Here is a 20305-nt window from a genome sequence, read left to right as displayed (position 1 = left end):
TGGGCCGCTGCCCATACGATCCCCGACAGGGCCGCGACCCCGCCAGTGCGGCTTCCCGATCCGGTCGAGCGAAGCTACTGTCGAGTAGGCTCGAACCGGACACCCCCGATGTCGTCCGCGGATGAGGTGCCGCGGTGGAAAAGGAAGCTTAGGTGAGCCGTCGCGACCAGCGTCCCCGAACGGGCGACGCGACGGATCCCGCTGCCGCCAGACAGGTCGGGGGCCGCTGGCGCCTTCGCAACTGGCACCTGCGGACCAAGCTCTTCGTCGTCCTGCTGATCCCCGCGCTCGCCGTGATCGGGCTCGTGGGCCTGCGCGTGACCACGGACCTGCGCGACGCCCAGCAGCTCGCCGAGTTCGCCGCCCGCGGCCGTGTCGACAGCACCGTGGCCGAGGTCCTGCACCAGCTGCAGCGCGAGCGCGACGTCACGGTGCGGTTCGTCGCCGGCAACCGCCACGGCGCCACCACCGACCTCACGGGCCAGCGCACGCGCGTGGACCAGGCGATCGGCACGTTCGAGAAGACGCTCGCCGACAGCAAGCCGCGCCTCGACGCCGTGGCCGCCAGCAGCCTGCAGCAGAGCGACGACCGGCTGCGGGTGCTCAGCGGCCTGCGCTACTCCGCCGAGCACTCCGCGTTCCCCGCCGACGCCGTGCTCCGCTCCTACAGCGAGCTGATCTCCGGCCTGCTCGACATCAGCGACATGGCCGCCGCCGACGTGTCCGACCCCGATCTCGCCCGGCTCCGCCTCGCCGGCAACGCCCTCGCGCGGATCAAGGACCAGATGTCGGTCAAGCGCGCGATCATGTCCGAGGCGCTCGCCGAGGGCAGCCTCAACCGCGACCGCACGCGCGCGCTGCTGGGCGCCGAGGCCGAGCTCAACGCCGCGCGCAACGACTACCGCACCTTCGCGACGCCAGACCAGCAGCGGATGTACGACGACACGGTGATCGGCCTCGTCGTCGACATCGGCAACGACATGGTCGAGTCGGCGCTGACCCGGGCGGAGAACGGCCAGTCGCTGCAAGGTCTGGACCCCAACCAGTGGGACACCGCGGCCACCTACACCGTGAACCTCGCCCACCAGGTGCAGGAAGCGCTGCTCGTGCAGCTCCAGGAGCAGACCGACTCGCTCGCCGCGCGCGCCCGCACGTCGACGATCTGGGACGGCGGCATCGTGCTCGCGGTGCTGCTCGTGGCCGGCATCCTGTCCGTGGTCATCGCGCGTTCGCTGCTGCGGCCGCTGCGCGTGCTGCGGCGCACGGCGCTGGACGTGGCCGACCACCGGCTGCCCGAAGCCGTGCAGCGGCTGCTGACCGATCCCGATCCGGCGCCGGAGAACCTGCGCCACCGCGCGGCCGTCGCGCCCGTACCGGTGTTCACGCGCGAAGAGGTGGGCCAGGTCGCGCGCGCGTTCGACGCGGTCCACGGCGAGGCCGTGCGGCTCGCGGCCGAGCAGGCGATGCTGCGCGAGAACGTCAACTCGATGTTCGTCAACCTCTCGCAGCGAAGCCAAGATCTCGTCGAACGACAGCTGTCGGTGCTCGACCGCATGGAGGCCGGCGAGCAGGACCCGGACACGCTCGCGGGCCTGTTCGAGCTCGACCACCTCGCCACGCGCATGCGCCGCAACAGCGAGAACCTGCTGGTGCTCTCGGGCACCGACCTCGTGCGCGAGGACAGCGGACCGGTGGTGGCCGACGAGATCGTGGGCGCCGCACTGTCCGAAGTGGAGGATTACCAGCGCATCGAGCTCGGCTCCGCGCCGACGCTCGCGGTGCGCGGCGAGGCCGTGAACGACCTCGTGCACGTGGTGTCCGAGCTGCTCGAGAACGCCACGCGCTACTCGTCGGAACGCACGACCGTCACCGTCGAAAGCGCCGAAACGCCCGACGGCGGCTGGCGCATCGAGATCACCGACCGCGGCGCCGGCATGCCGCAGGCCGAGATCGACCGCACCAACGCGCGCCTGGCCAACCCGCCGGACGTCGACGTCGAGGTCTCGCGCCGGATGGGCCTGTACGTGGTCGCGACGCTCGCGCAGCGCCACCACATCGACGTTTCGCTGCGGCTGGCCGAAGGCACCGGCATCACGGCGACGGTGCTCGTGCCGGCCGAACTGATCGTCGACGCGCCGCCGTTGCCCGAGCCGCCCGCGCCCGTCGCCGCCGAAGCCGAGCCGGCGCCGGAGCTGTTGCCGCCCTTGGCTCCGCTGGCCGCGGCGCCTGTGGTCGCAGAGGAAGAAGCCCCCGAGCCGCCGGCGGAGGCGGCGATCGTTCCGGTGCTCGAACCGGGCCCGCCCCGCCGCGCGCCGGTGGTGGAGAGCACGCCGCCGTGGCCGGCGCAGGAGGACCGTTCGCACCTCGACCTGGACGCGCCGACGGAACGGATGCCCGCCTACCGGGACGTGCTGTCGCGGTGGTTCGACGCGGCCGTGCCGCCGCCCGAGGGACGGGCGCCGGTGCCGCCGGAGCCGTTGCCGGTGGCGGAACCCGTGGCAGAACCGGAACCTCAGCCGGGACCCGTACCGGAACCGGTGGAGCCCGAACCGCCCTCGCGGCACGCCCGCACGGTGCCGGAACCGGACCGCGTCGAACCGGCGTTCCCGGTCGAGCAGTTCCCCACCACCGACCCCGACGAGAGCCCGGCCCCGCCGGAGTGGCCGACCTCGGACGAGCTGGAGCAGGAGGACGGCGCCGAGAACACGTGGCCGTTCCTGCGCGTGTCCGATATCGAAAACGCAGGCGAAGACGGCATGGAGGCCAGCCCCGGGCAGGTGCCCGAGCAGCGGCCGATACTCTCGCTTTCCCCCGAAGCGGTGCGCGAGCGGATGACGAGCCTTCAAGGCGGGTTCAGGCGTGGCCGGCACGCCCGGGGGGACGAGAACCCCACGACCTGATCGAACGGATGACCCATGAGCTCGAAGACCGCCCTGCTGGAAGTGATCGCGCTGGGTCCGGAAGACGCGCAGCGCGCTCAGGAAGGCGGGGCGGACCGGCTCGAACTGGTCGCGGACATGGCGCGGGACGGGCTCACGCCGTCGGAGCAGACGGTGCGCGACGTCCTCGCCGCCACCGACCTGCCGGTGCGCGTGATGCTGCGCGGCAGCGACGGTTTCGCCGCCGGTGACCTCGACGCCCTGCGCGCCGACACCGCGAAGCTCCTGGCCGCCGGCGCGCGCGAGTTCGTGTTCGGTTTCCTCACCGAGGACAACGAGATCGACGTCGACGCTTGCCGCTCGCTGCTGAAGGAGCTCGACGGTGCGCCGTGGACCTTCCACCGCGCCATCGACCGCGCGCGCGACCCGCTCGCCGCGTTCGACGTGCTCACCGAACTCGGTTGCGACACGGTGCTCGCGGCCGGCAGCCCGCACGGCGTCGGCAGCGGCCTTTCCGTGCTGCAGCGCCTCGCGCGCCGCACCGAGGGCCCTTCGCTGCTCGTCGGCGGCGGCCTGCGCGCGCAGCAGGTGCACCTCTTGCGCGCCGGGGGAGTGCGCGGCTTTCACGTGGGCAGCGCGGTGCGTCCCGGTGGCTGGGAGTCCCCTGTGGACGCTGGTGCGGTTCGGGAGTGGGCTGAACTCGTCAAAAGCTGAGTTAGGGTGTGCGGAAGTCTCCCGCCCGGGTGACTTTCCGGGCAGTACGAGCCGAAGGCACGGAGCATGGAGGCGAGTCAGGACGGCAGACGTGACGACACGCCGCTTTCCCGTGCCTGGAGCCGGGTAAAGGACGAAGCGCGCCTGCTGCACTCCGCCGTCACGGTGGCGGCCCTGTGCGACTCGGCCGTGGCGTGGCTCGGCGTTGCCGGGGCGTGTGTGCTGGTGAGCACCGGCCCGGGCAGCCAGGAGGTGCGGGTGGCCACCGACGACCTCGCCACCGTGCTCGCGGAGCTCGAGGTGATGGTGGGGGAAGGCCCGGTGCGCAGCGCGCGGGAGCTGGGTTCGCCGGTGCTGGTGGGTGACTTCGACGGCGTCGAACAGTCGCGCCGCTGGCCGCTGTACGCGCCGCTGGCCGTGCAAGCGGGAGTGCACGCGCAGTTCGTGCTGCCGCTGCGCGTGGGGCTCGTCGACGTGGGCACGGTCGTGTTCCACCGAAAGGCTCCTGTGCCGCTGGAGCCCGTGCTACTGGCCGACGCACTGGCCTACGCTGAACTGACGCTCCTTCTCCTGCTCGACGAGCAAGTCGGCGCGGCGGGTGACGAGTCCGTGGATCTGTCCCTGCGGGCGGCGCAGGTCCACCAGGCCACGGGCATGGTTGCGGCGCAGCTCGACGTCCGGCTCGACGACGCGTTCGCCGCGTTGCGGGCGCGGGCGTTCGCGGAGCAGCGCCCGCTGTCCGACCTCGCCGCCGACGTGGTGGACAGACGAGTTCGGTTCGAGCGGGAAGGGGAAACTCGGTGAAGCACGCGTTCGGTGTGGTGGGAGATGGTACGGGTGGCTGACGGGCAGCTGGTGGACACGTTCGTGGAACTGGCGGACACGCTCACCGACGACTTCGACGTGATCGACTTCCTCCACCTCCTCGCTGCCCGGAGCGTCGCACTGCTGCCGGTGGACGCCGCCGGCATCCTGCTGGCCGGCCCGAGCGGCGCGCTGCAGCTCGTGGCCAGCTCCGACGAGCACGTGCGGCTGCTGGAGCTGTTCCAGCTGCAACGCGACGAGGGCCCCTGCCTCGACGCGTTCCGCACGCGCACCCCGGTGAGCGCGCCCGACCTCGCGCTCGACGACGCCGGCTGGCCCGCCTTCGCGGCGGCCGCGCTCGACCACGGGTTCCACTCGGTGCAGGCGCTGCCGATGCGGCTGCGCTCCGAGGTGATCGGCGCGCTCAACCTGTTTTCGGCGCGCCCCGGTGAGCTTTCGGAGGGAGACCTGCGGGTCGCGCGTGCGATGGTCGACATCGCGACCATCGGCCTGCTGCAGGCGCGCACGATCGAGCAGCACGAGGTGCTCGTCGAGCAGCTGCAGACCGCGTTGAGCAGCCGGGTCGTGATCGAGCAGGCGAAGGGGTTCATCGCGGAACGGCTGAACCTGGAGATGGACCAGGCGTTCACCGTGCTGCGGCGGTTCGCGCGCGGCAACAGCCGGAAGCTGAGCGTGGTGGCGGCCGAGGTGGTGAACCGCTCGGAGACCGTGCGGGAGCTGTTCCGGAACCCACCGATGCGCTGAAACGTTTCGACCGGTCGGCGGAGTGCACAGCTGTGTTTCGGCGCTAACGTCGGTTGCTTCGCCCTGGACCTCGGCGGAATCGGTATCGGTCCGGTCCGGCAGGTGCAGGAGGCGGCGCGCCATGGGCGTGCGTATTCAGTTCGGCGTGCTCTCGAGGAATCGGCGAGGGGTTTCCTCGATCGCGGCGCACCCGTTCGTGATGGGTGTGCGGCTGATCCGAAGGCTCTCGCACCGCCGGGCCCGGAGCCCGGGTTGACGCGTCAGTCGTCTTTTTTCTTCGGCTCCGGCCCGTCCCGCATCAGGCGGCGCAGCTTGGTCAGCGCCCGGTGCTGGCTCACCCGGACGGCCACGGCGCTCGGCAACCCCAGCGCCGCGGCTGTTTCTTCGGCGGAATAGCCGAGGACGACCCGCAGCGTCAGCAGTTCACGCTGCTCCGGCGCCAGGTGTCCCAGCAGCTCCTCGATCTGCAGCCGCGAGTCGGTCTGGGCGAACTCGTCGGGTCCGGGGCGGTCCTCGTCGCCGGCGTCGGCATACGGGTCGGCGCGGTTGCGCGAGCGACGGCGGAACTCGTCGACGACCTTGTTCCTCGCGATGCCGAACACGAACGGCAGGAAGCTGTCCGTCTCGTACCGGTAGCGCGGCAGCTCCACGAGCACCGCGATCAGCACTTCCTGCGCACAGTCCTCGGCACCGCCGCTGAGGCCGAGCCGGCCACGGCAGTAGCGGAGCACGAAGGGGCGCACGAACTCCACGAGCTCGGCCACCGCGGCGCGATCGCCCGCCACGGCAGCCGCGACGAGCCGGCTGTCCGGACGCGGCGACGGCGCGCGGTCGTCGGTGGCCATCCACATCGTTTCCCAGGTCGGGCGGGCCGCCGGACCGAAGTGGCGCGGCGGCATGAGCACGCACGACAACCGGGGGCCGGGGACGCCTGGCGAGCCTCCGACAGCCTGCTCCGAGGGGCCGGGATTGTCCATCGGACAGGCCCGGCAGGGCGAGGACTCGCGTCAGTGCACCCGGCCACTGCGCGCAACGCCGCCGGCACTTTCGTGTTCGCCCGGTGGATGGCCGGCACCTTGGCGAAGAACCGCGTGTATCGCTCGGCGCCGTCTTCGCCCGCACCCGGATCCCACCGGCGGGCCAGCTCCGCGCTGAGCTCGGTGAACCCGTGTTCGATCGGGAACCACCCCAAACCATCCGTAAAGGGGTAATCCGGGAGTAAGCGCAATTTCGGGACAGCTGCGGCGAAAACCTGCCGAAATTGCTCTCGTGAAACATAAACGGACTGTGAAAAGCTCAGCCAAAAGTAGGTTCCTCGGCGGCTTATGCTCCTTCCCAGGTCGACGCACGAAGTGTTTCGGCCAGGTCCCCCACCGTTTGAGAGGAATTGCCATGCGCTTGCGCAAGCTCGTCGCCGCAGCGGTCCCGCTGCCGGCGTTGCTGTGCCTTTCCCTGGCCGGCGTGGCCCACGCCGATCCCTTGATCACCATGAGCGGCAACGCGGCGCCGCTGGCCTCGAGCGCCCGCAGTGGCGACGTCGACGCTGGTCAGCAGATCAACGCGGCGCTGTCGCTGAAGCTGCACAACCAGCAGGGCCTCCAGCAGTTCCTCTCCGACGTCCAGAACCCGGCCTCGCCGCAGTACCACCACTTCCTCACTCCGGAGCAGTTCAATGCGGCATTCGGCCCAACGCAGGCCGACGTCGCCAAGGCCGTTTCATTCCTGAAACAAAACGGTGCGCGCGGAATCGAGGTTTCCGGTAACCGGCAGGCCATCACGTTCACCGGTTCGGCCGCACAGCTCGAATCCACATTCCACACCCGCCTCGGCAATTACACCGACACGACCACCGGTCGCAAGTTCTTCGCCAACGACTCCGCCCCCGCGCTGCCCGCCTCCGTTTCGTCGGTGGTGCAGGCCGTGGTCGGCCTCGACAACCACGCCGTGAAGGAGCACTCGGCCACCACCGCCGCGCCGAAGGTGGTCAAGGCCGTCACGCCGAGCATCCTCAAGACCGCCTACTCCACCAGCGGCCTCTCGGCCACGGGCACGGGCGTGAACGTCGGCTTCGTCGAGTTCGACGGCTACCGCAAGTCGGACATCACCAGCTACGACTCGAAGTACGGCCTCTCCGGCGGCAGCGTCACCACCGTCCCGGTGAGCGGCGCCAACTACGACTCCAGCCCGGGCGACGGCGAGGTCGAGGTCGACCTGGACATCGAGGTCGTGCACGCGCTCGCGTCGAAGGTGAGCTCGTTCGTCTACGAGGCCCCGAACTCCAACGCCGGCGAGCTGGCGATGTACCAGAAGATCGCGTCGGACGCGCGCGTCAACGTCGTCTCCATCTCGTGGGGCTCGTGCGAGTCGGCTGAAGGTTCGTCGGCCGCCAGCAGCGTGAACAACGCGATCGCCTCCGGCACCGCCGAGGGCATCACGTACTTCGCCGCCGCGGGCGACGACGGCACCACCGACTGCGCCCGCCAGACCGGCAGCCTTTCGAAGGCCGTCGACTTCCCGGCGTCCAGCCCCAACGTCACCGGCGTCGGCGGCACCCAGCTCACCGTGACCTCGTCCAACGGCTACAGCAGCGAGAAGGCCTGGAACGACGGCGCCTCGGCCGGCGCCGGCGGCGGCGGCATCTCGACGCTGTTCAACGCCCCGTCCTGGCAGTCGCACCAGAGCACCACGAAGCGCAAGGTCCCGGACGTCGCCGGTGACGCCGCTTCGGGCTCCGCGTACACCATCGTCAGCGAAGGCAGCAGCGGCAACGTCTGGGGCACCTCCGGCGCCGCCCCGCTGTGGGCCGCCTTCACCGCCCTGCAGAACCAGGTCCACGGCGGCTCGCTCGGCAACCTGAACCCGACCTTCTACAGCATCGGCAACGGCTCCTCGTACTCCACGGGCTTCCACGACGTGACCACCGGCAACAACACCTTCAACGGCACCACCGGCTTCACCGCCGGCACGGGCTACGACCAGGTGACCGGCTGGGGCTCTTTCAAGGGCACGGGGCTTTCGGGCCTGATCGGCTGAGTTTTCCTTGCAGTGGGGCCCTTTCCTTCGGGGGAGGGCCCCACTTTCGTGTTTGACCACCGCCGAATCTCCTGCGATGGGCGGGATGTCCGGATCCTGACCCGGGTCGCTGGTCGTGAGCTGCTGCGCGGTCCGGTGGAGTTCACCGCGCTCGTCGGCGCCAGCGCTGTGCTGTCGTTGGCTTTCGACGAAGAGGAGAGCATGCGGTTCATCGAGAAGGTGCTCGCCGAACTGAGTGCGGAGCTACCGACCGCTGAGCAATGAGGTGCTCAGCGGTCGTTGTCCACAGCGACCCCGAGTTGTGGACAAGTCGGGGCCGCAACGGCTTGTGACCGGGTTCTGTCGGGGGTGGCCGATACGATGGACATGGGCGCGCCCCCTAGGGAGGGTGGGTTTGTGTCGGTGGCGGGCTGCCCCGGTGCAAGAGGTGGCGGGCTGCGCCCGGTGCAAAAGAATGCCTGTGAGACCCCCGAAAGACGAAGGCGGACCATGACTTCCACCCGGCAAGACGGAGACACCTGGGACCTCGCCTCCAGTGTGGGGGCGACGGCGACCATGGCCGCGGCGGCGAGGGCGATTGCGACGCGAGAAGACCAAAGCCTGTTCGCCGATCCGTTCGCCGAGCCGCTCGTGCGGGCGGTGGGCATCGATCTGCTCACGAGGCTGGCCAGTGGGGAAGAGCCGCCGGGGGACCTGGTGGGGCGGGTGGCGATCGAGGTCGCCAAGGTGCGCGGGAAGTTCTACGACGATTTCTTCCGGGAAGCAACGAAAGCCGGCATCAGGCAAGTCGTGATCCTTGCCGCGGGACTGGATTCCCGCGCCTACCGGCTGCAGTGGCCGTCGGGAACAATCGTGTACGAGGTCGACCAGCCAGAAGTCGTCGGGTTCAAGACCCGTGCCCTGGGTGAACTCCAGGCGGAGCCGACCGCGGAGCGGCGCGCCGTCGGGATTGATCTGCGTGAGGATTGGCCCGCCGCGCTGAGGGCCAACGGGTTCGACGTGACCGAGAAGACCGCGTGGAGTGCCGAAGGCCTGTTGGGTTACCTGCCGCCCGAAGCGCAGGATCGGCTGCTGGACACGATCACCGCCCTCAGCGCGCCGGGAAGCCGTGTGGCCACCGAGAGCCGGCCGAACCCGAAGCCGGGTGACGACGAGAAGACCAAGGCGGGGCTGAACCAGATCGCGCAACGCTGGCGGGAGCAGGGTTTCGACACGGACATGGCGAAGGTCCGCTACTACGGCGAGCGCAACGAAGCCGCCCCCTACCTGACCGGCCTCGGCTGGGAGCTCAGGGGCGCCACGATCGCGGAGCTGCTGTCCGCCAACGGCCTGCCCCTGGCGGACGACTCGCTGCGGCTCAGCGACGTGCGCTACGTGAGTGGCACCAATGTTCACTCGGGTGGGTGAGACAACCCGCCGGGAGCCGGGATAACCTCCGGATCATGCGCACGATTCGCGACGCCACGCGGGAGCTGCTCCGGAATCTCGGCCTGACCACGGTGTTCGGCAACCCCGGCACCACGGAGATCGCGTTCCTGACCGAGTGGCCTGACGACTTCACCTACGTCCTCGGGCTGCAGGAGTCGGCCGTCGTGGCGATGGCGGACGGGTACGCGCAGGCGACGCGCAAGCCGGTGCTCGTGAACCTGCACTCGGCCGGTGGCGTGGGCCATTCGCTGGGCCACGTGTTCACCGCGTTCCGCGACCGGGCGCCGCTGATCGTGCTGGCGGGGCAGCAGACGCGCTCACTGCTGCCGGACGAGCCGTTCCTGGGGGCCGTGGAAGCGGCGAACTTCCCGAAGCCCTACGTGAAGTGGAGCATCGAGCCGGCGCGGGCGCAGGACGTGCCGGCCGCGATCGCGCACGCGTACTACATCGCGACGCAGGCGCCGCAGGGGCCGGTGTTCGTCTCCGTGCCCGTGGACGACTGGGACGCCGAGGCGACGATGCCGCTGCCCACCGGCCGGCGGACGCAGAGCTTCGCGCCCGACCCCGAAGCCCTCCAGGAGCTGGCGAAAGCCCTGGACCACGCGGAAAACCCGGCGCTGGTCGTCGGCGCCAGTGTGGACGGCGACGGCGCGGTGCCCGACGTGGTCGCGCTCGCCGAGAAGCTCAAGGCCGGCGTCTGGGCGGCGCCGATGTCGTCGCGGTGCTCGTTCCCCGAGGACCACGAGCTGTTCCTCGGCTTCCTGCAGCCCGAGCGCAAGGCGGTGGCCGAGGCGCTGCGCGAGCACGACGTCGTGGTGGTGCTGGGCGCGCCCGCCTTCACCTACCACGTGTACCGCGGCGAGCCGGAGCAGCCGTTGCCGCCGCTGTACCTCGTGAGCGACGACGAGCAGATCCTCGCCCGCGCGGGCAACGGCACCGGCATCCGCGCCACGCCGAAGCTCGCCATCCAGGCCCTCGCCCGAGAGGTCACCGCGAAGAGCCGCGAAACCCCGGCCCCGCAAGCAAAGCCCGCCAAGCCCGCCGAAACCACGCCGATCTCGCCGGACTTCGCCTACGCCACGGTCGCGGATCTGCTGCCGGACAACGCGATCGTCGTCGAGGAGACGCCGAGCCACCGCAACTGCCTCCACGACCACCTGCCGATCACCTCCACCGACACGGGATTCCTCACCGTCGCGAGCGGGACGCTCGGCTACGGCCTCCCGGCGGCCGTCGGCGCGGCACTGGGGCGGCCCGACCGCAAGGTCGTCGCGATCCTCGGCGACGGCTCCAGCATGTACTGCGTGCAGGCACTGTGGACGGCCGCGCGCGAGAACGTGCCGGTCACCTTCGTGGTGCTGGACAACGCGCAGTACGCGGCCGTGCGGATCCTCGGCGAGTCGGCCGGTGGCAAGAAGGTGCCGGGCACCGAGCTCGGCGGCATCGACTTCGCGCAGCTCGCGCAGAGCATGGGCGTGCCCGCGCGGACCGTCGAAGAGGGCGCCGACCTGCGAGACGCGCTCGCCGAAGCCCTCGCCGAAAACGGTCCCGCCCTCGTGCACGTCAAGGTGGACCCGAATCCGCAGAAACTGTATTGATCTTCGCGATTGACCCGACCGGGTGACGCTGTTTGGATGACCGGGTGCAGCCTCTACTGACTCCCGGACAGCAGGAACTCGTCGCACAGGCCGGCAAGCTCGCCGACGTCTTCGCCGAGCGAGCCAGCCTGCACGACCGCGAGAACTCCTTCCCCCACGAGAACTACGACGACCTGCGGGAAGCGGGTTTCCTGCGCCTGTCCGTGCCGGAGGAGCTGGGCGGCTTCGGCGCGGGCCTGCCGGAGATCCTGCCGGTGCTGGAACGCCTGGCGATGGGCGACGGCGCCACCGCGCTCGCGTTCACGATGCACCTCTCGCCGCTGGGGCAGTGGGCGAGCGTCTGGCGGCGCACGCAGTCGCCGCGGCTGGCCGAGCTGCTCACGAAAGCCGCCGAGGGCAAGCTGATCTGGGCGTCGGTGACCAGCGAAACGGGCCTGCGCAACGACATGACGGACTCGAACACCGAGGCCGTCCGCGTCGAAGGCGGGTTCGAGCTCACGGGCCGCAAGAGCTTCGCCACCAACACGGCCGTCGCCACGCACTGCTCCACCACCGCGCGGTACGAGGACGCCGAAGGCGGCCCGCGCCTGATGCTGTGCCAGATCGCGCTCGACCAGCCCGGGGTGAAGATCCACCAGACCTGGGACACCATGGGCATGCGCGGCACGCAGAGCAACGACGTCGAGCTCACCAAGGTGTTCGTCGAGGACAGTGCCGTCGTCCACTCGCTGCCGGTGAAGCACCTCGACGCGCGGGTGCTGGAAACCGTGTGGTCGTGGGCGATGCCGGCGTTCTCGGCCGTCTACACGGGAGTCGCGGCCGGGGCGCTCGACTGGACCGTCCGCTCGCTGCAGAAGCGCGGCAAAACGGGCGATCCGGTGCTGCAGGACGTGATCGGCGAGTGCCAGATCCTCCTCGACAGCTCGCGGGCGCTCATCCGCAGCCACGCCGAAGACGTGATGTCGCGCCGCCTCTTCACCGGCGACGTGCAGGACGGAGTGGCCCGCTGCGCCGTCGTGAAGTACGTGGCCGCCAACAACGCCGTGCAGGTGATGCAGCGCCTCGTCGACGTGCTGGGCGGCATGTCGTACACGAAGAAGCTGCCGTTCGAGCGGATGTGGCGTGACGTGCAGGCGAGCACGTTCATGCCGATGGGCAACCTGGCCACGCGCAAGCTGGTGGGCGCCAACGTGCTCGGCGTGCGGACGCTGCCGGAGATCGGCCCCGACGAGACCGGCCCGGACTCGCGAGCCAAGGCCTGAGACGCAAGAACGGGGCACCCGCCGAGGGTGCCCCGTTCCGCAAGAACAGCTTCAGCTCTTGGCTTCGGCCTTCACCGCAGCCGCAGCCGCAGCTTCAGACTCGGACTCGGACTCCACCAGCTCACGCTCGGCCTCATCCGCGCGGGCAGCCGAAGCCGGCCCGTGCAGCAACCGCGCCACCTCGCCGCGCAGCGTCACGAACTCGGCGGACTCCCGCGTCGTGATCTGGTCCCGCTCCGCCGGCAGGTCCACAGGCAGGTCGGCGACGATCGACGCCGGCGACTTCGACAGCACGAGCACCCGGTCACCCAGGTACACGCTCTCGTCGATGTCGTGCGTCACCAGCAGCACCGTGGTGCCCTGTTCGCGCTGCACGCGCCGCAGCAGGTCCTCCAGCTCGAAGCGCGTCTGCGCGTCCACGGAGGCGAACGGTTCGTCCATGATCAGCAGCGCCGGCCGCGACGCCAGCGCCCGAGCGATGGACACGCGCTGCTGCATACCGCCCGAAAGCTGCCACGGGAACTTCGCCCCGACCCCGTCCAGCCCGACGGCCGACAGCGCCGCGGCGGCCCGCTTGCGCCGCTCGGCCTTGTCGAGTTTGGTCCAGCGCAAGGGGAACTCGACGTTCTTCGCCACCGTCAGCCACGGGAACAGCGAACGGCTGTAGTCCTGGAACACCACGGCGAGGTCGTCCGGCACGCCGGTGACCAGGTCGCCGTGCAGGCTCACGGTGCCCGACGTCGGCGGCACCAGGCCCGCGATCGCGCGCAGCAGCGTCGACTTGCCGCACCCCGAAGGGCCGACGATGCACGCCAGCTGGCCTGCCTCGACGGTGAACGTCAGGTCGTTCACGGCGACGTGCGCCTTGTCGCCCGTGCCGTAGCGGTGGCTGAGGTCGGAGACCTCGAGCATGGTCGACATTCTGACTACCTTCCGGAAAGTTCTAGTGACGGCCGGGCTGCCACTTGAGCACCCGGCGCTCGACGGCGAGCAGGGCCGCGTTGAACCCGTAACCCAGGATGCCCAGCAGCACGATCCACGCCCACATCTGGTCGAAGTCGTACGCGCGCTGGGCGGCGATCAACGCGTAGCCGATGCCGTTGAGCGAGCCGACGAGCTCCGAGATCGCCATGAGGATCAGCGAGATCGACAGCGAAAGCCGCAGACCCGCGAAGATCTTCGTCATCGCGGCCGGCAGCACGACCGTGGTGATCCAGTAGAACCGCGGCGTGCGGAACGCCCGCGCGGTCTCCGCCTTCACCTTGTCGACCGAGCGCACGCCGTCCACCGTGTTGAGCACGATCGGCCACACGGAACCGAAGATGATCGTGGCGATCTGCATGCCCGGTCCGATGTGGAACAACACGATGAACACCGGAACCAGCGCGGGCGGCGGGATCGCGCGGAAGAACGCGAACAGCGGCCCCACGTAGTCCATGCCGGTCTTCGAGCGTCCGAGCGCCGTTCCCAGTGCGACACCCAGCACCACCGAGAGCAGCCAGCCGCCCAGCACCCGCGCGAGGCTGGGCAGGACGTGGTCGAACACCGCCTGGCCGAGGAAGACATGCGAAGCCGGGCCGGAGAACCACAGCTGCACCGCCGCCGCGACGATCTTGGTGGGCGGCGGGAAGAACACGCTTTCCGTGAACTGCGTGATGACCTGCCAGATCACCACGAGCACCACGAACAGCAGCCACTTGCGTGCGAACCCGCTCAGGCCACGGCTCACGCGGCCGCGCGCGGCGCTCACCGGTTTGCCGACGACGGTCACGCGACGGTCCCTTCGTCGTTGCTGCTCCAGCGGAACAGGCGCTTGCCCAGCCGCTCGAGCCCCTCGTTGGCCAGGTATCCCAGCACCCCGGCCACGACGGTGCCCGCGAGCACCAGGTCCATCCGCCCCGAGCCGGACGACGCCTCGAGCACGAACTGCCCGATTCCCAGCTTCGCGCCCGCGAGGAACTCCGTGCTGATCACGAGGATCAGCGAGATCGCTGCCGACATCCGGATGCCGGTGAACACGAACGGCGCCGCGTGCGGCAGCGCCACCGAGGTCAGCAGCCGCGACTTCGGTGTGCCGTAGGAGCGCGCGGTCTCGATGAGCACCGGGTCGATCTCGGCCATCGCGTAGATGGTGTTGAACAGGATGGGCCACACCGCCGCGTAGACCGCGAGCAGGATCTTCGACTCGGGCCCGCCGCCGACCACGATCAGGATCAGCGGGATCCACGCCACGGACGGGATGGGCCGCAGGAACTCGACGATCGCCTTGGTCGCGTCGCGCAGCCAGCGGACGCTGCCGAGCAGCAGCCCGGCCGGCACCGCGACGGCGATGGACACGGCCATCGCGATCAGCCACGCCAGCACCGACGCGATCACGTCACGCACGAACTCGGTGTCGCCGAGCAGTTCGCCGATGCGCGCGAACACGACGGTGGGCGGCGGCACGTCGTTCTGGTCGATCAGGCCGGCCCGCACGGCGACCTCCCAGATCAGGAGGAAGCCGAGCAGGCCGACCAGGTTCCGAACGAGTCGCACGTCAGGAAGCGCTCGGCTGTGCCACGATCATCTGCGCGACGTCGATCTTGGCCGGGATCGACCCGAACTGCTGCAGCAGGTCCGGCACGCGCTGCAGACGACGGGCGTCCAGAGTGGACTGGAAGGTGAGCAGCGCGGTGAGCGAGGCGGTGGCCTCGTCGACCTTCGAGAACTGCACCATCAGCGGCTCGATCTTCGAGCGGTCCGCCGACTCCTTCGTGGCGCGCAGCATCGCGCGCTGGAACGCGGCCACCGTCTTCGGGTTCTCCGAAGTGAACTTGCCCAGCGAGCCGTAGCCCGCGGTCGGGAAGTCCTGCGTGGCACCGGTCGCGGTGTCGATGATCGGCACCGTGCCGTTGGTCTTGGCCGAGCCCGTGATGAACGGCTCGGTGAGGAAGCCCGCGTCCACGTCGCCGCGCTTCACGGCCGCGCCGATGCTCGGGAACGGCAGGGAAACCCACTTCACCTGGGAGAAGTCCACGCCGTTGTCGCGCATCACGGACTTCGTCAGGGTGTCGCAAATGGTGTTCTGCGCAGTGATGGCGATCTTCTTGCCCGCCAGGTCGCGCACGCTCTTCACCGAACCGTTGGGCATGGCCACGATCTCGGTGCTCTTCGGGCCGGCCGAGGAGGCGTCGGACACGAACTTGATGTCCGCGTTGCCCTTGCTCTTCGCGATGAAGAACGGCGTGTAGCTCGCGTAGGCGACGTCGACCTCTCCGGACAGGAGCTTCGTCACGGATGCGTCGCCGCTGGCGGCGTCGACGGACTCGACCTCGAGGCCTTCGTCCTTGAAGTAGCCGTTCTGCACCGCGAGGTGGAACGGCGCGACGTCGATCGTCGGCATGATCGAGACCTTGATCTTCGTCTTCTCGAGCCCCGACGCGCCGCTGCTGCTGCCCGAGTCGTCCGAACCTCCGAGCAGGCCGCAGCCGCTCGCGGTCAGTGCGACGCCGCTCGCCAGGGCGAGGGAGAGGAAGCCACGGCGCCCGAGTCTTGCCTGGCTGCTCCCGGCTGTTTCAAACAAGGCCACTCCTTGGAGAATGAGGTCACATGGGTGTTGACCGGTGCTGGGTTTGGTGGGTGTGGCTCATTGTCCGGAGTCACGCGGCCACTGTAGAGAAGCGACGCATCCATCACAATGGGTGTTCATCAACGGTCCGACAGTGGCGTGAATCACTCGATCAGGGGATCGAGGTGGTCGAGTTGAAGATCATCCGGCACGTCGGAGCCAACTACGAATCGGCTTGATCCGCTACCTGGGTGTTCCGGATCGGCTGTCAAGAGGGTTACAAATCACCGAGTCGTTCGCTACCCTCTGCTCCGGCAGTGTGAGGTGTGGACCACCGATGTAGTGAGAGTCAGCCTCGCTGAGAGGCACTCTGCGCAGGCCGGCACTCGTCGGCGGACTGGTGGCTTAGGCCTAATGGACCAGTGATCGACCAGTGCGGGGACCGAACGCCATGCAAGTACTGAACCGATTCCGCGTCCAGGGCGGCGCGAAACCGCACCTGGAAGTGGATCTTTTCCCCCGAAAGGGTGTAATGGCCCAGGTCGACCGGGCCGCTGAGGTGCCGGGCGGCCTGCCGGGAGCGTGCGGGTAGTGGTCGCGGGCACGGCAGGCTTCAACTCACAGGGTCCCTCGGGCCCGGACGAAGATGGTGGTGCGGCGGTGCCGAACGAAGACACCGCGGGGGTGGGAGGGGCCCCTGCGCGCGAAAGTGGGGCGAATCCCGCACGACGGGGTTCGGTCTTCGCGCTGAACAACTGGCGGCTTCGCTCGAAGCTCGCCCTCATCCTGATCATCCCGACGCTCACGGCGCTGGTGCTCGGCGCGCTGCGGGTGGCGGACGACGCGCAGCAGGCCGTGCAGCTCGGCCACACCGCGGACCAGGTCGCGTTCGCGGGCAAGGTGACCACGGTCATCCACGACCTGCAGGGCGAGCGCAGCCTTGCCGTCGCCCGGATCTCCTCCGGCGACGCGCTGCGCCAGACCGGGCTCGACGCGCAGATCGCGAAGGTCGACCACGACGTCGAGGACCTGCGCAACTCGCTGGTCAACCTGAATCCCGATGACCAGGCCACCGCTGATCGGTACGCCCGCGGAATCCAGCGCCTCGACGCGCTGCGCCCGCTGCGCGCGGCCGTGAGCTCCTCGTCCTACTCGGACATCGCGGTGCTCGACACCTACTCCTCCATCCTCAACTCGCTGATCCAGCTGGGCCGCGAGGTGACCACCGCGGTCACCGACCGGGACCTGCTGCGCCTGGGCAACAGCACGCAGGCCATCAGCGAGGCCAAGGAGTTCACGCTCCGCGGCGACACGGCACTGGAGATCGCGGCCTTCCGCAACGGCTTCCCCGGCGACCTCCTCGACGAGACGCGCGCCGCCGAGGCCAGTGGCGACGCGTCGATCGCGGCGTTCCTCGCGAACGCCACCGACGACCAGGTGCAGCTGTACTCCGACACCGTCTCGGGCCCGGAGGTCGACGACCGGCGCCGCATCCAGACGCAGGCGTTCTCCTTCGCGCAGCAAGGCGAAGCGCTCAACATCGACCCGACGCAGCTCGGGCAGGACAGCACCGTCGCCTCCGACAAGATGCGCGCGGTCGAGACGAACCTGCTCACGCAGCTGCGGACGCAAGCCGACGACCTGGCCAGCTCGGCCGTGCGCTCGGCGTGGGTCGGCGGTGTGATCGTGCTCGCGGCGCTCATCGCGGCGTTGATCCTGATGCTCGTGATCGCCCGCCTGATGCTGCGGCCGCTGCGCGTGCTGCGGACCACGGCGCTCGACGTGGCCTACACCCGGCTGCCGGAGACGGTTCAGTCCATTCTGGACGATCCGGACCCGGTCAACGCGTCCAAGAAGGCCGTCGACCCGGTGCCGGTCACCTCACGCGACGAGATCGGTGAAGTGGCGCGCTCGTTCGACGTGGTCCACGGTCAGGCCGTGAAGATGGCCGCCGAGCAGGCCCTGCTGCGCGAGAACGTCAACGGCATCTTCGTGAACCTCTCGCGGCGCTCGCAGCGGCTGGTGGAACGCCAGCTCGGCGTGATCGACCGGCTCGAGGCCGACGAGCAGGACCCGGACCACTTGGCGAGCCTGTTCGAGCTCGACCACCTCGCCACCCGGTTGCGGCGCAACGGTGAGTCGCTGCTGGTGCTCTCGGGCGCCGGCCTCGCGAAGTCCGTGCCCAAGCCGGTGCCGGCGGCCGACGTGATCGGCGCCGCGGTGTCGGAGATCGAGCAGTACGCCCGCATCGAGGTCGGCATCGTCCCCGAGGTCGCCGTGCAGGGCCTCGCGATCCACGACCTCGTGCACGTGCTCGCCGAGCTGCTCGACAACGCGACCTACTTCTCCGAGCCGGAGACGAAGGTCACAGTGCGGGCGGTCGTGACTCGCAAGAAGGCCCTGGCGATCCAGATCACCGACCACGGTGTCGGCATGACGGAGGACCGGCTCGCCGAGGTCAACCAGCGCCTGGCCGACCCACCGGACCTCGACGTCTCGGTGACGCGGCGAATGGGTCTGTACGTGGTCGCGCGCCTGGCCCAGCGCCACGGCATCGAGGTGCGGCTGCGCGAGAACGAGGACATCGAGGGCGGCGTGATCGCCCGCGTGGTGGTGCCGGCGGAGCTGCTCACGCAGCTGCGCGTGGCCAACCCCATGCCGCGCCACACGCCGCCGCCGTTGAACCGCAACGAGGTCTCGCACCCGAGCCTGCCGTCGGTCAACCGGCAGCAGTTCGACCAGTTCGACTCGCAGTTCGACTCGACGCCGCCGAGTTCCACGCCCGCTTCGGCACCGCCCCCGGCTCCGGCCGCACCGGCCGTGCCGGCGCAGTCCAACGGTGGCCTCGTGCCGCTCGACCAGCCGATCAGCCTCGACGACCTGGTGGCGGGAAACCGTGCCGCAGGGCCGTTCCTGAGCCCCGAGGCGTCGCTGCCGGAAGCGCCGGCGTGGCCCACGGCCGAGGACCTCGCCCCGCTCACCCAGCAGTCCAACGGGGATGGTGCGAGCCTGTCGGAGACCCAGTTCCCGCCGCTGGTGCTCCCGAAGCGCGAACCGAAGTACGTCGCGCCGGAGGAGCCGAAGCGGGAGGAACCGGCCGTGGACGACGGCGCGTCGGCCCTCGAGGACGACGTGCCCACGCGGCGCCTGCCGATCTACCAGTCGGTGCTCTCGCGGTGGTTCAGCGAGGGCAGCGAGGACGGCGAACCCGGTGCGTCCGACGAGGTCGGCGCCCCGGCTGCCGACGCGGCCCCGGCCGAGGCGGCTCCGGCGGAACCGGAAGCCGCCGAGGCACCCGGGGCCCCGGCGACGAACGGGTCCTCGGCCGCCGCCGAGGACCCGTCCGGGATCGACGGCGCCTTCGACAGCCGTGAGGAGGAGCCGATCGAAGCGACGCCTCTCTACCCCGGTTCCGACGACGGCTGGAGCAGCGCGTCGGACGAGGGCTGGCAGGCCGCGCAGTCGTTGCTGGAGAAGAAGGCCGAGGAGATCACGCCGGCGGGCCTGCCCAAGCGGGTGCCCAACGCGTACCTCGTGCCCGGTTCGATCGGCGGCGACTCGGCACCGGATGACCAGCACAATTCGTTCACCGACGCGACTGCCGGTCTGCCCGGAACGGGTGCTATCACCCGCTCGGCCGCCGCGGCCCGCAACAGGATGGCAAGCTTCCAGCGTGGGTACACCTCCGGACGGCACGCATTGAAGGATCGGCCGGCCGACGAAGCCCGGCTCGACGACGAAGGCGTACGGGTCACCGGGTCCGGGTATGTGAGCGACAGCAGTGAGGAGCGACAGTGACACGGGCGGGTGCAGTGCAGCCGGGGGGCGGCTCGGCGCAGCCGAACGGCAGGGCCGGCGGCGGCGTGGCGGGCAGCTTCGCGTGGCTGATCACGGACTTCGTCCACCGGGTTCCGGGCGCGGCCCACGCGGTGGTCGTTTCGGCCGACGGGCTCCTGCTCGCGGCTTCGCGAGGGCTGCCGAAGGACCGGGCCGACCAGCTGGCGGCGGTCGCCTCCGGGCTGACCAGCCTGGCGCGCGGCGCGGCGAAGGTGTTCGAAGGCGGCCCGGTCGCGCAGACCGTGGTCGAGATGGCCAACGGCTTCCTCTTCCTGATGTCGGTTTCCGACGGCTCGTGCCTCGCGGTGCTGGGCGCGCCGGACAGCGACATCGGTCTCGTCGTGTACGAGATGACGTTGCTGGTCGAACGAGTCGGCCAGCAGCTGACGCCGGAAATGCGCGCGCAACTGCAGGGCGCTGCGATCCGCCGCTAGGCGG

At 70.0% G+C, this 20305-nt stretch carries 16 protein-coding genes; 11 read left to right on the top strand and 5 right to left on the bottom strand.

The features are described 5' to 3' along the window. Nucleotides 1-152: 152 nt before the first annotated feature. The 4 genes from ACQPXB_RS45470 (at nt 153) to ACQPXB_RS45455 (ending at nt 5162) form a co-directional block, all read left to right on the top strand. Entirely contained in the window at nt 153-2900 is a 2748-nt protein-coding gene (locus ACQPXB_RS45470; RefSeq protein WP_432848177.1) for a sensor histidine kinase, read from the top strand. A gap of 15 nt (nt 2901-2915) precedes the next feature. Then, entirely contained in the window at nt 2916-3593 is a 678-nt protein-coding gene (locus tag ACQPXB_RS45465) for a copper homeostasis protein CutC (RefSeq protein ID WP_366582475.1), read from the top strand. Nucleotides 3594-3659: 66 nt separating this feature from the next. Next, a complete protein-coding gene (locus ACQPXB_RS45460) occupies nt 3660-4397 on the top strand; it encodes a hypothetical protein (RefSeq protein ID WP_432848176.1) in 738 nt (245 codons plus the stop codon). A 24-nt stretch (nt 4398-4421) separates the two neighbouring features. Beyond that, nucleotides 4422-5162 carry an ANTAR domain-containing protein gene (locus ACQPXB_RS45455; RefSeq protein ID WP_432848174.1) on the top strand — a complete coding sequence of 247 codons (741 nt, stop codon included), beginning with the start codon at nt 4422-4424 and terminating at the stop codon, nt 5160-5162. A gap of 260 nt (nt 5163-5422) precedes the next feature. On the opposite strand, the gene ACQPXB_RS45450 is transcribed toward ACQPXB_RS45455, so the two are convergent. Continuing rightward, a complete protein-coding gene (locus tag ACQPXB_RS45450) occupies nt 5423-6007 on the bottom strand; it encodes a sigma-70 family RNA polymerase sigma factor (RefSeq protein WP_366582478.1) in 585 nt (194 codons plus the stop codon). 547 nt (nt 6008-6554) lie between these two features. On the opposite strand from ACQPXB_RS45450, the gene ACQPXB_RS45445 reads away from it, so the two are divergent. The 5 genes from ACQPXB_RS45445 to ACQPXB_RS45425 all read left to right on the top strand — a co-directional run bounded on the left by ACQPXB_RS45445 (nt 6555) and on the right by ACQPXB_RS45425 (nt 12483). Further along, nucleotides 6555-8195, top strand: a complete 1641-nt coding sequence (locus tag ACQPXB_RS45445; protein WP_432848172.1) for a S53 family peptidase — start codon at nt 6555-6557, stop codon at nt 8193-8195. Nucleotides 8196-8243: 48 nt separating this feature from the next. Further along, nucleotides 8244-8459, top strand: a complete 216-nt coding sequence (locus ACQPXB_RS45440) for a hypothetical protein (protein ID WP_432848171.1) — start codon at nt 8244-8246, stop codon at nt 8457-8459. A 291-nt stretch (nt 8460-8750) separates the two neighbouring features. Then, on the top strand, nt 8751-9602 hold the full coding sequence (locus tag ACQPXB_RS45435) for an SAM-dependent methyltransferase (RefSeq protein ID WP_432848169.1): 852 nt from the start codon (nt 8751-8753) through the stop codon (nt 9600-9602). Between the two features lie 35 nt (nt 9603-9637). Continuing rightward, nucleotides 9638-11221 (top strand): benzoylformate decarboxylase, encoded by a 1584-nt coding sequence (gene mdlC, locus ACQPXB_RS45430; protein ID WP_386950828.1) that lies wholly within the window; start codon nt 9638-9640, stop codon nt 11219-11221. Between the two features lie 44 nt (nt 11222-11265). Continuing rightward, nucleotides 11266-12483: an acyl-CoA dehydrogenase family protein gene (locus ACQPXB_RS45425; RefSeq protein WP_366582483.1), complete on the top strand. Its 1218-nt coding sequence runs from the start codon at nt 11266-11268 to the stop codon at nt 12481-12483. 51 nt (nt 12484-12534) lie between these two features. On the opposite strand, the gene ACQPXB_RS45420 is transcribed toward ACQPXB_RS45425, so the two are convergent. From ACQPXB_RS45420 to ACQPXB_RS45405, 4 genes are read right to left on the bottom strand one after another with little or no spacing between them, the layout of a single operon-like run. Continuing rightward, a complete protein-coding gene (locus ACQPXB_RS45420) occupies nt 12535-13404 on the bottom strand; it encodes an ABC transporter ATP-binding protein (protein WP_432848167.1) in 870 nt (289 codons plus the stop codon). A gap of 22 nt (nt 13405-13426) precedes the next feature. After that, entirely contained in the window at nt 13427-14254 is an 828-nt protein-coding gene (locus ACQPXB_RS45415) for an ABC transporter permease (RefSeq protein ID WP_432848165.1), read from the bottom strand. Continuing rightward, complete coding sequence (locus ACQPXB_RS45410; RefSeq protein WP_366582486.1) at nt 14251-15018, bottom strand: ABC transporter permease; 768 nt, start codon at nt 15016-15018, stop codon at nt 14251-14253. The genes ACQPXB_RS45415 and ACQPXB_RS45410 overlap by 4 nt, the downstream gene beginning before the upstream one ends. A 1-nt stretch (nt 15019) precedes the next feature. After that, nucleotides 15020-15982, bottom strand: coding sequence for an ABC transporter substrate-binding protein (locus tag ACQPXB_RS45405; RefSeq protein ID WP_366582545.1), 963 nt, complete (start codon nt 15980-15982; stop codon nt 15020-15022). 708 nt (nt 15983-16690) lie between these two features. On the opposite strand from ACQPXB_RS45405, the gene ACQPXB_RS45400 reads away from it, so the two are divergent. Together ACQPXB_RS45400 and ACQPXB_RS45395 are read left to right on the top strand one after the other, a co-directional pair. Beyond that, a complete protein-coding gene (locus tag ACQPXB_RS45400; RefSeq protein ID WP_432848163.1) occupies nt 16691-19828 on the top strand; it encodes a sensor histidine kinase in 3138 nt (1045 codons plus the stop codon). Beyond that, nucleotides 19825-20301, top strand: a complete 477-nt coding sequence (locus ACQPXB_RS45395; RefSeq protein WP_370643691.1) for a roadblock/LC7 domain-containing protein — start codon at nt 19825-19827, stop codon at nt 20299-20301. Before ACQPXB_RS45400 ends, ACQPXB_RS45395 begins: the two co-directional genes overlap by 4 nt. Nucleotides 20302-20305 lie beyond the last annotated feature (4 nt).

Origin of the sequence: Amycolatopsis sp. CA-161197, from assembly GCF_050942255.1 — a bacterium.
In the GTDB taxonomy this organism is placed as follows: Bacteria; Actinomycetota; Actinomycetes; order Mycobacteriales; family Pseudonocardiaceae; genus Amycolatopsis.
The sequence above is the reverse complement of the archived record's forward strand: the minus strand, read 5'-3'. Positions and strand labels throughout refer to the sequence as shown.

What these genes read in the sequence shown, in the direction of transcription:
- ACQPXB_RS45465 (WP_366582475.1), top strand. Translation starts at nt 2,916, where the DNA reads ATGAGCTCGAAGACCGCCCTGCTGGAAGTGATCGCGCTGGGTCCGGAA.
- ACQPXB_RS45460 (WP_432848176.1), top strand. Translation starts at nt 3,660, where the DNA reads ATGGAGGCGAGTCAGGACGGCAGACGTGACGACACGCCGCTTTCCCGT.
- ACQPXB_RS45455 (WP_432848174.1), top strand. Translation starts at nt 4,422, where the DNA reads ATGGTACGGGTGGCTGACGGGCAGCTGGTGGACACGTTCGTGGAACTG.
- ACQPXB_RS45450 (WP_366582478.1), bottom strand. Translation starts at nt 6,007, where the DNA reads ATGGCCACCGACGACCGCGCGCCGTCGCCGCGTCCGGACAGCCGGCTC.
- ACQPXB_RS45445 (WP_432848172.1), top strand. Translation starts at nt 6,555, where the DNA reads ATGCGCTTGCGCAAGCTCGTCGCCGCAGCGGTCCCGCTGCCGGCGTTG.
- ACQPXB_RS45435 (WP_432848169.1), top strand. Translation starts at nt 8,751, where the DNA reads ATGGCCGCGGCGGCGAGGGCGATTGCGACGCGAGAAGACCAAAGCCTG.
- mdlC (WP_386950828.1), top strand. Translation starts at nt 9,638, where the DNA reads ATGCGCACGATTCGCGACGCCACGCGGGAGCTGCTCCGGAATCTCGGC.
- ACQPXB_RS45420 (WP_432848167.1), bottom strand. Translation starts at nt 13,404, where the DNA reads ATGTCGACCATGCTCGAGGTCTCCGACCTCAGCCACCGCTACGGCACG.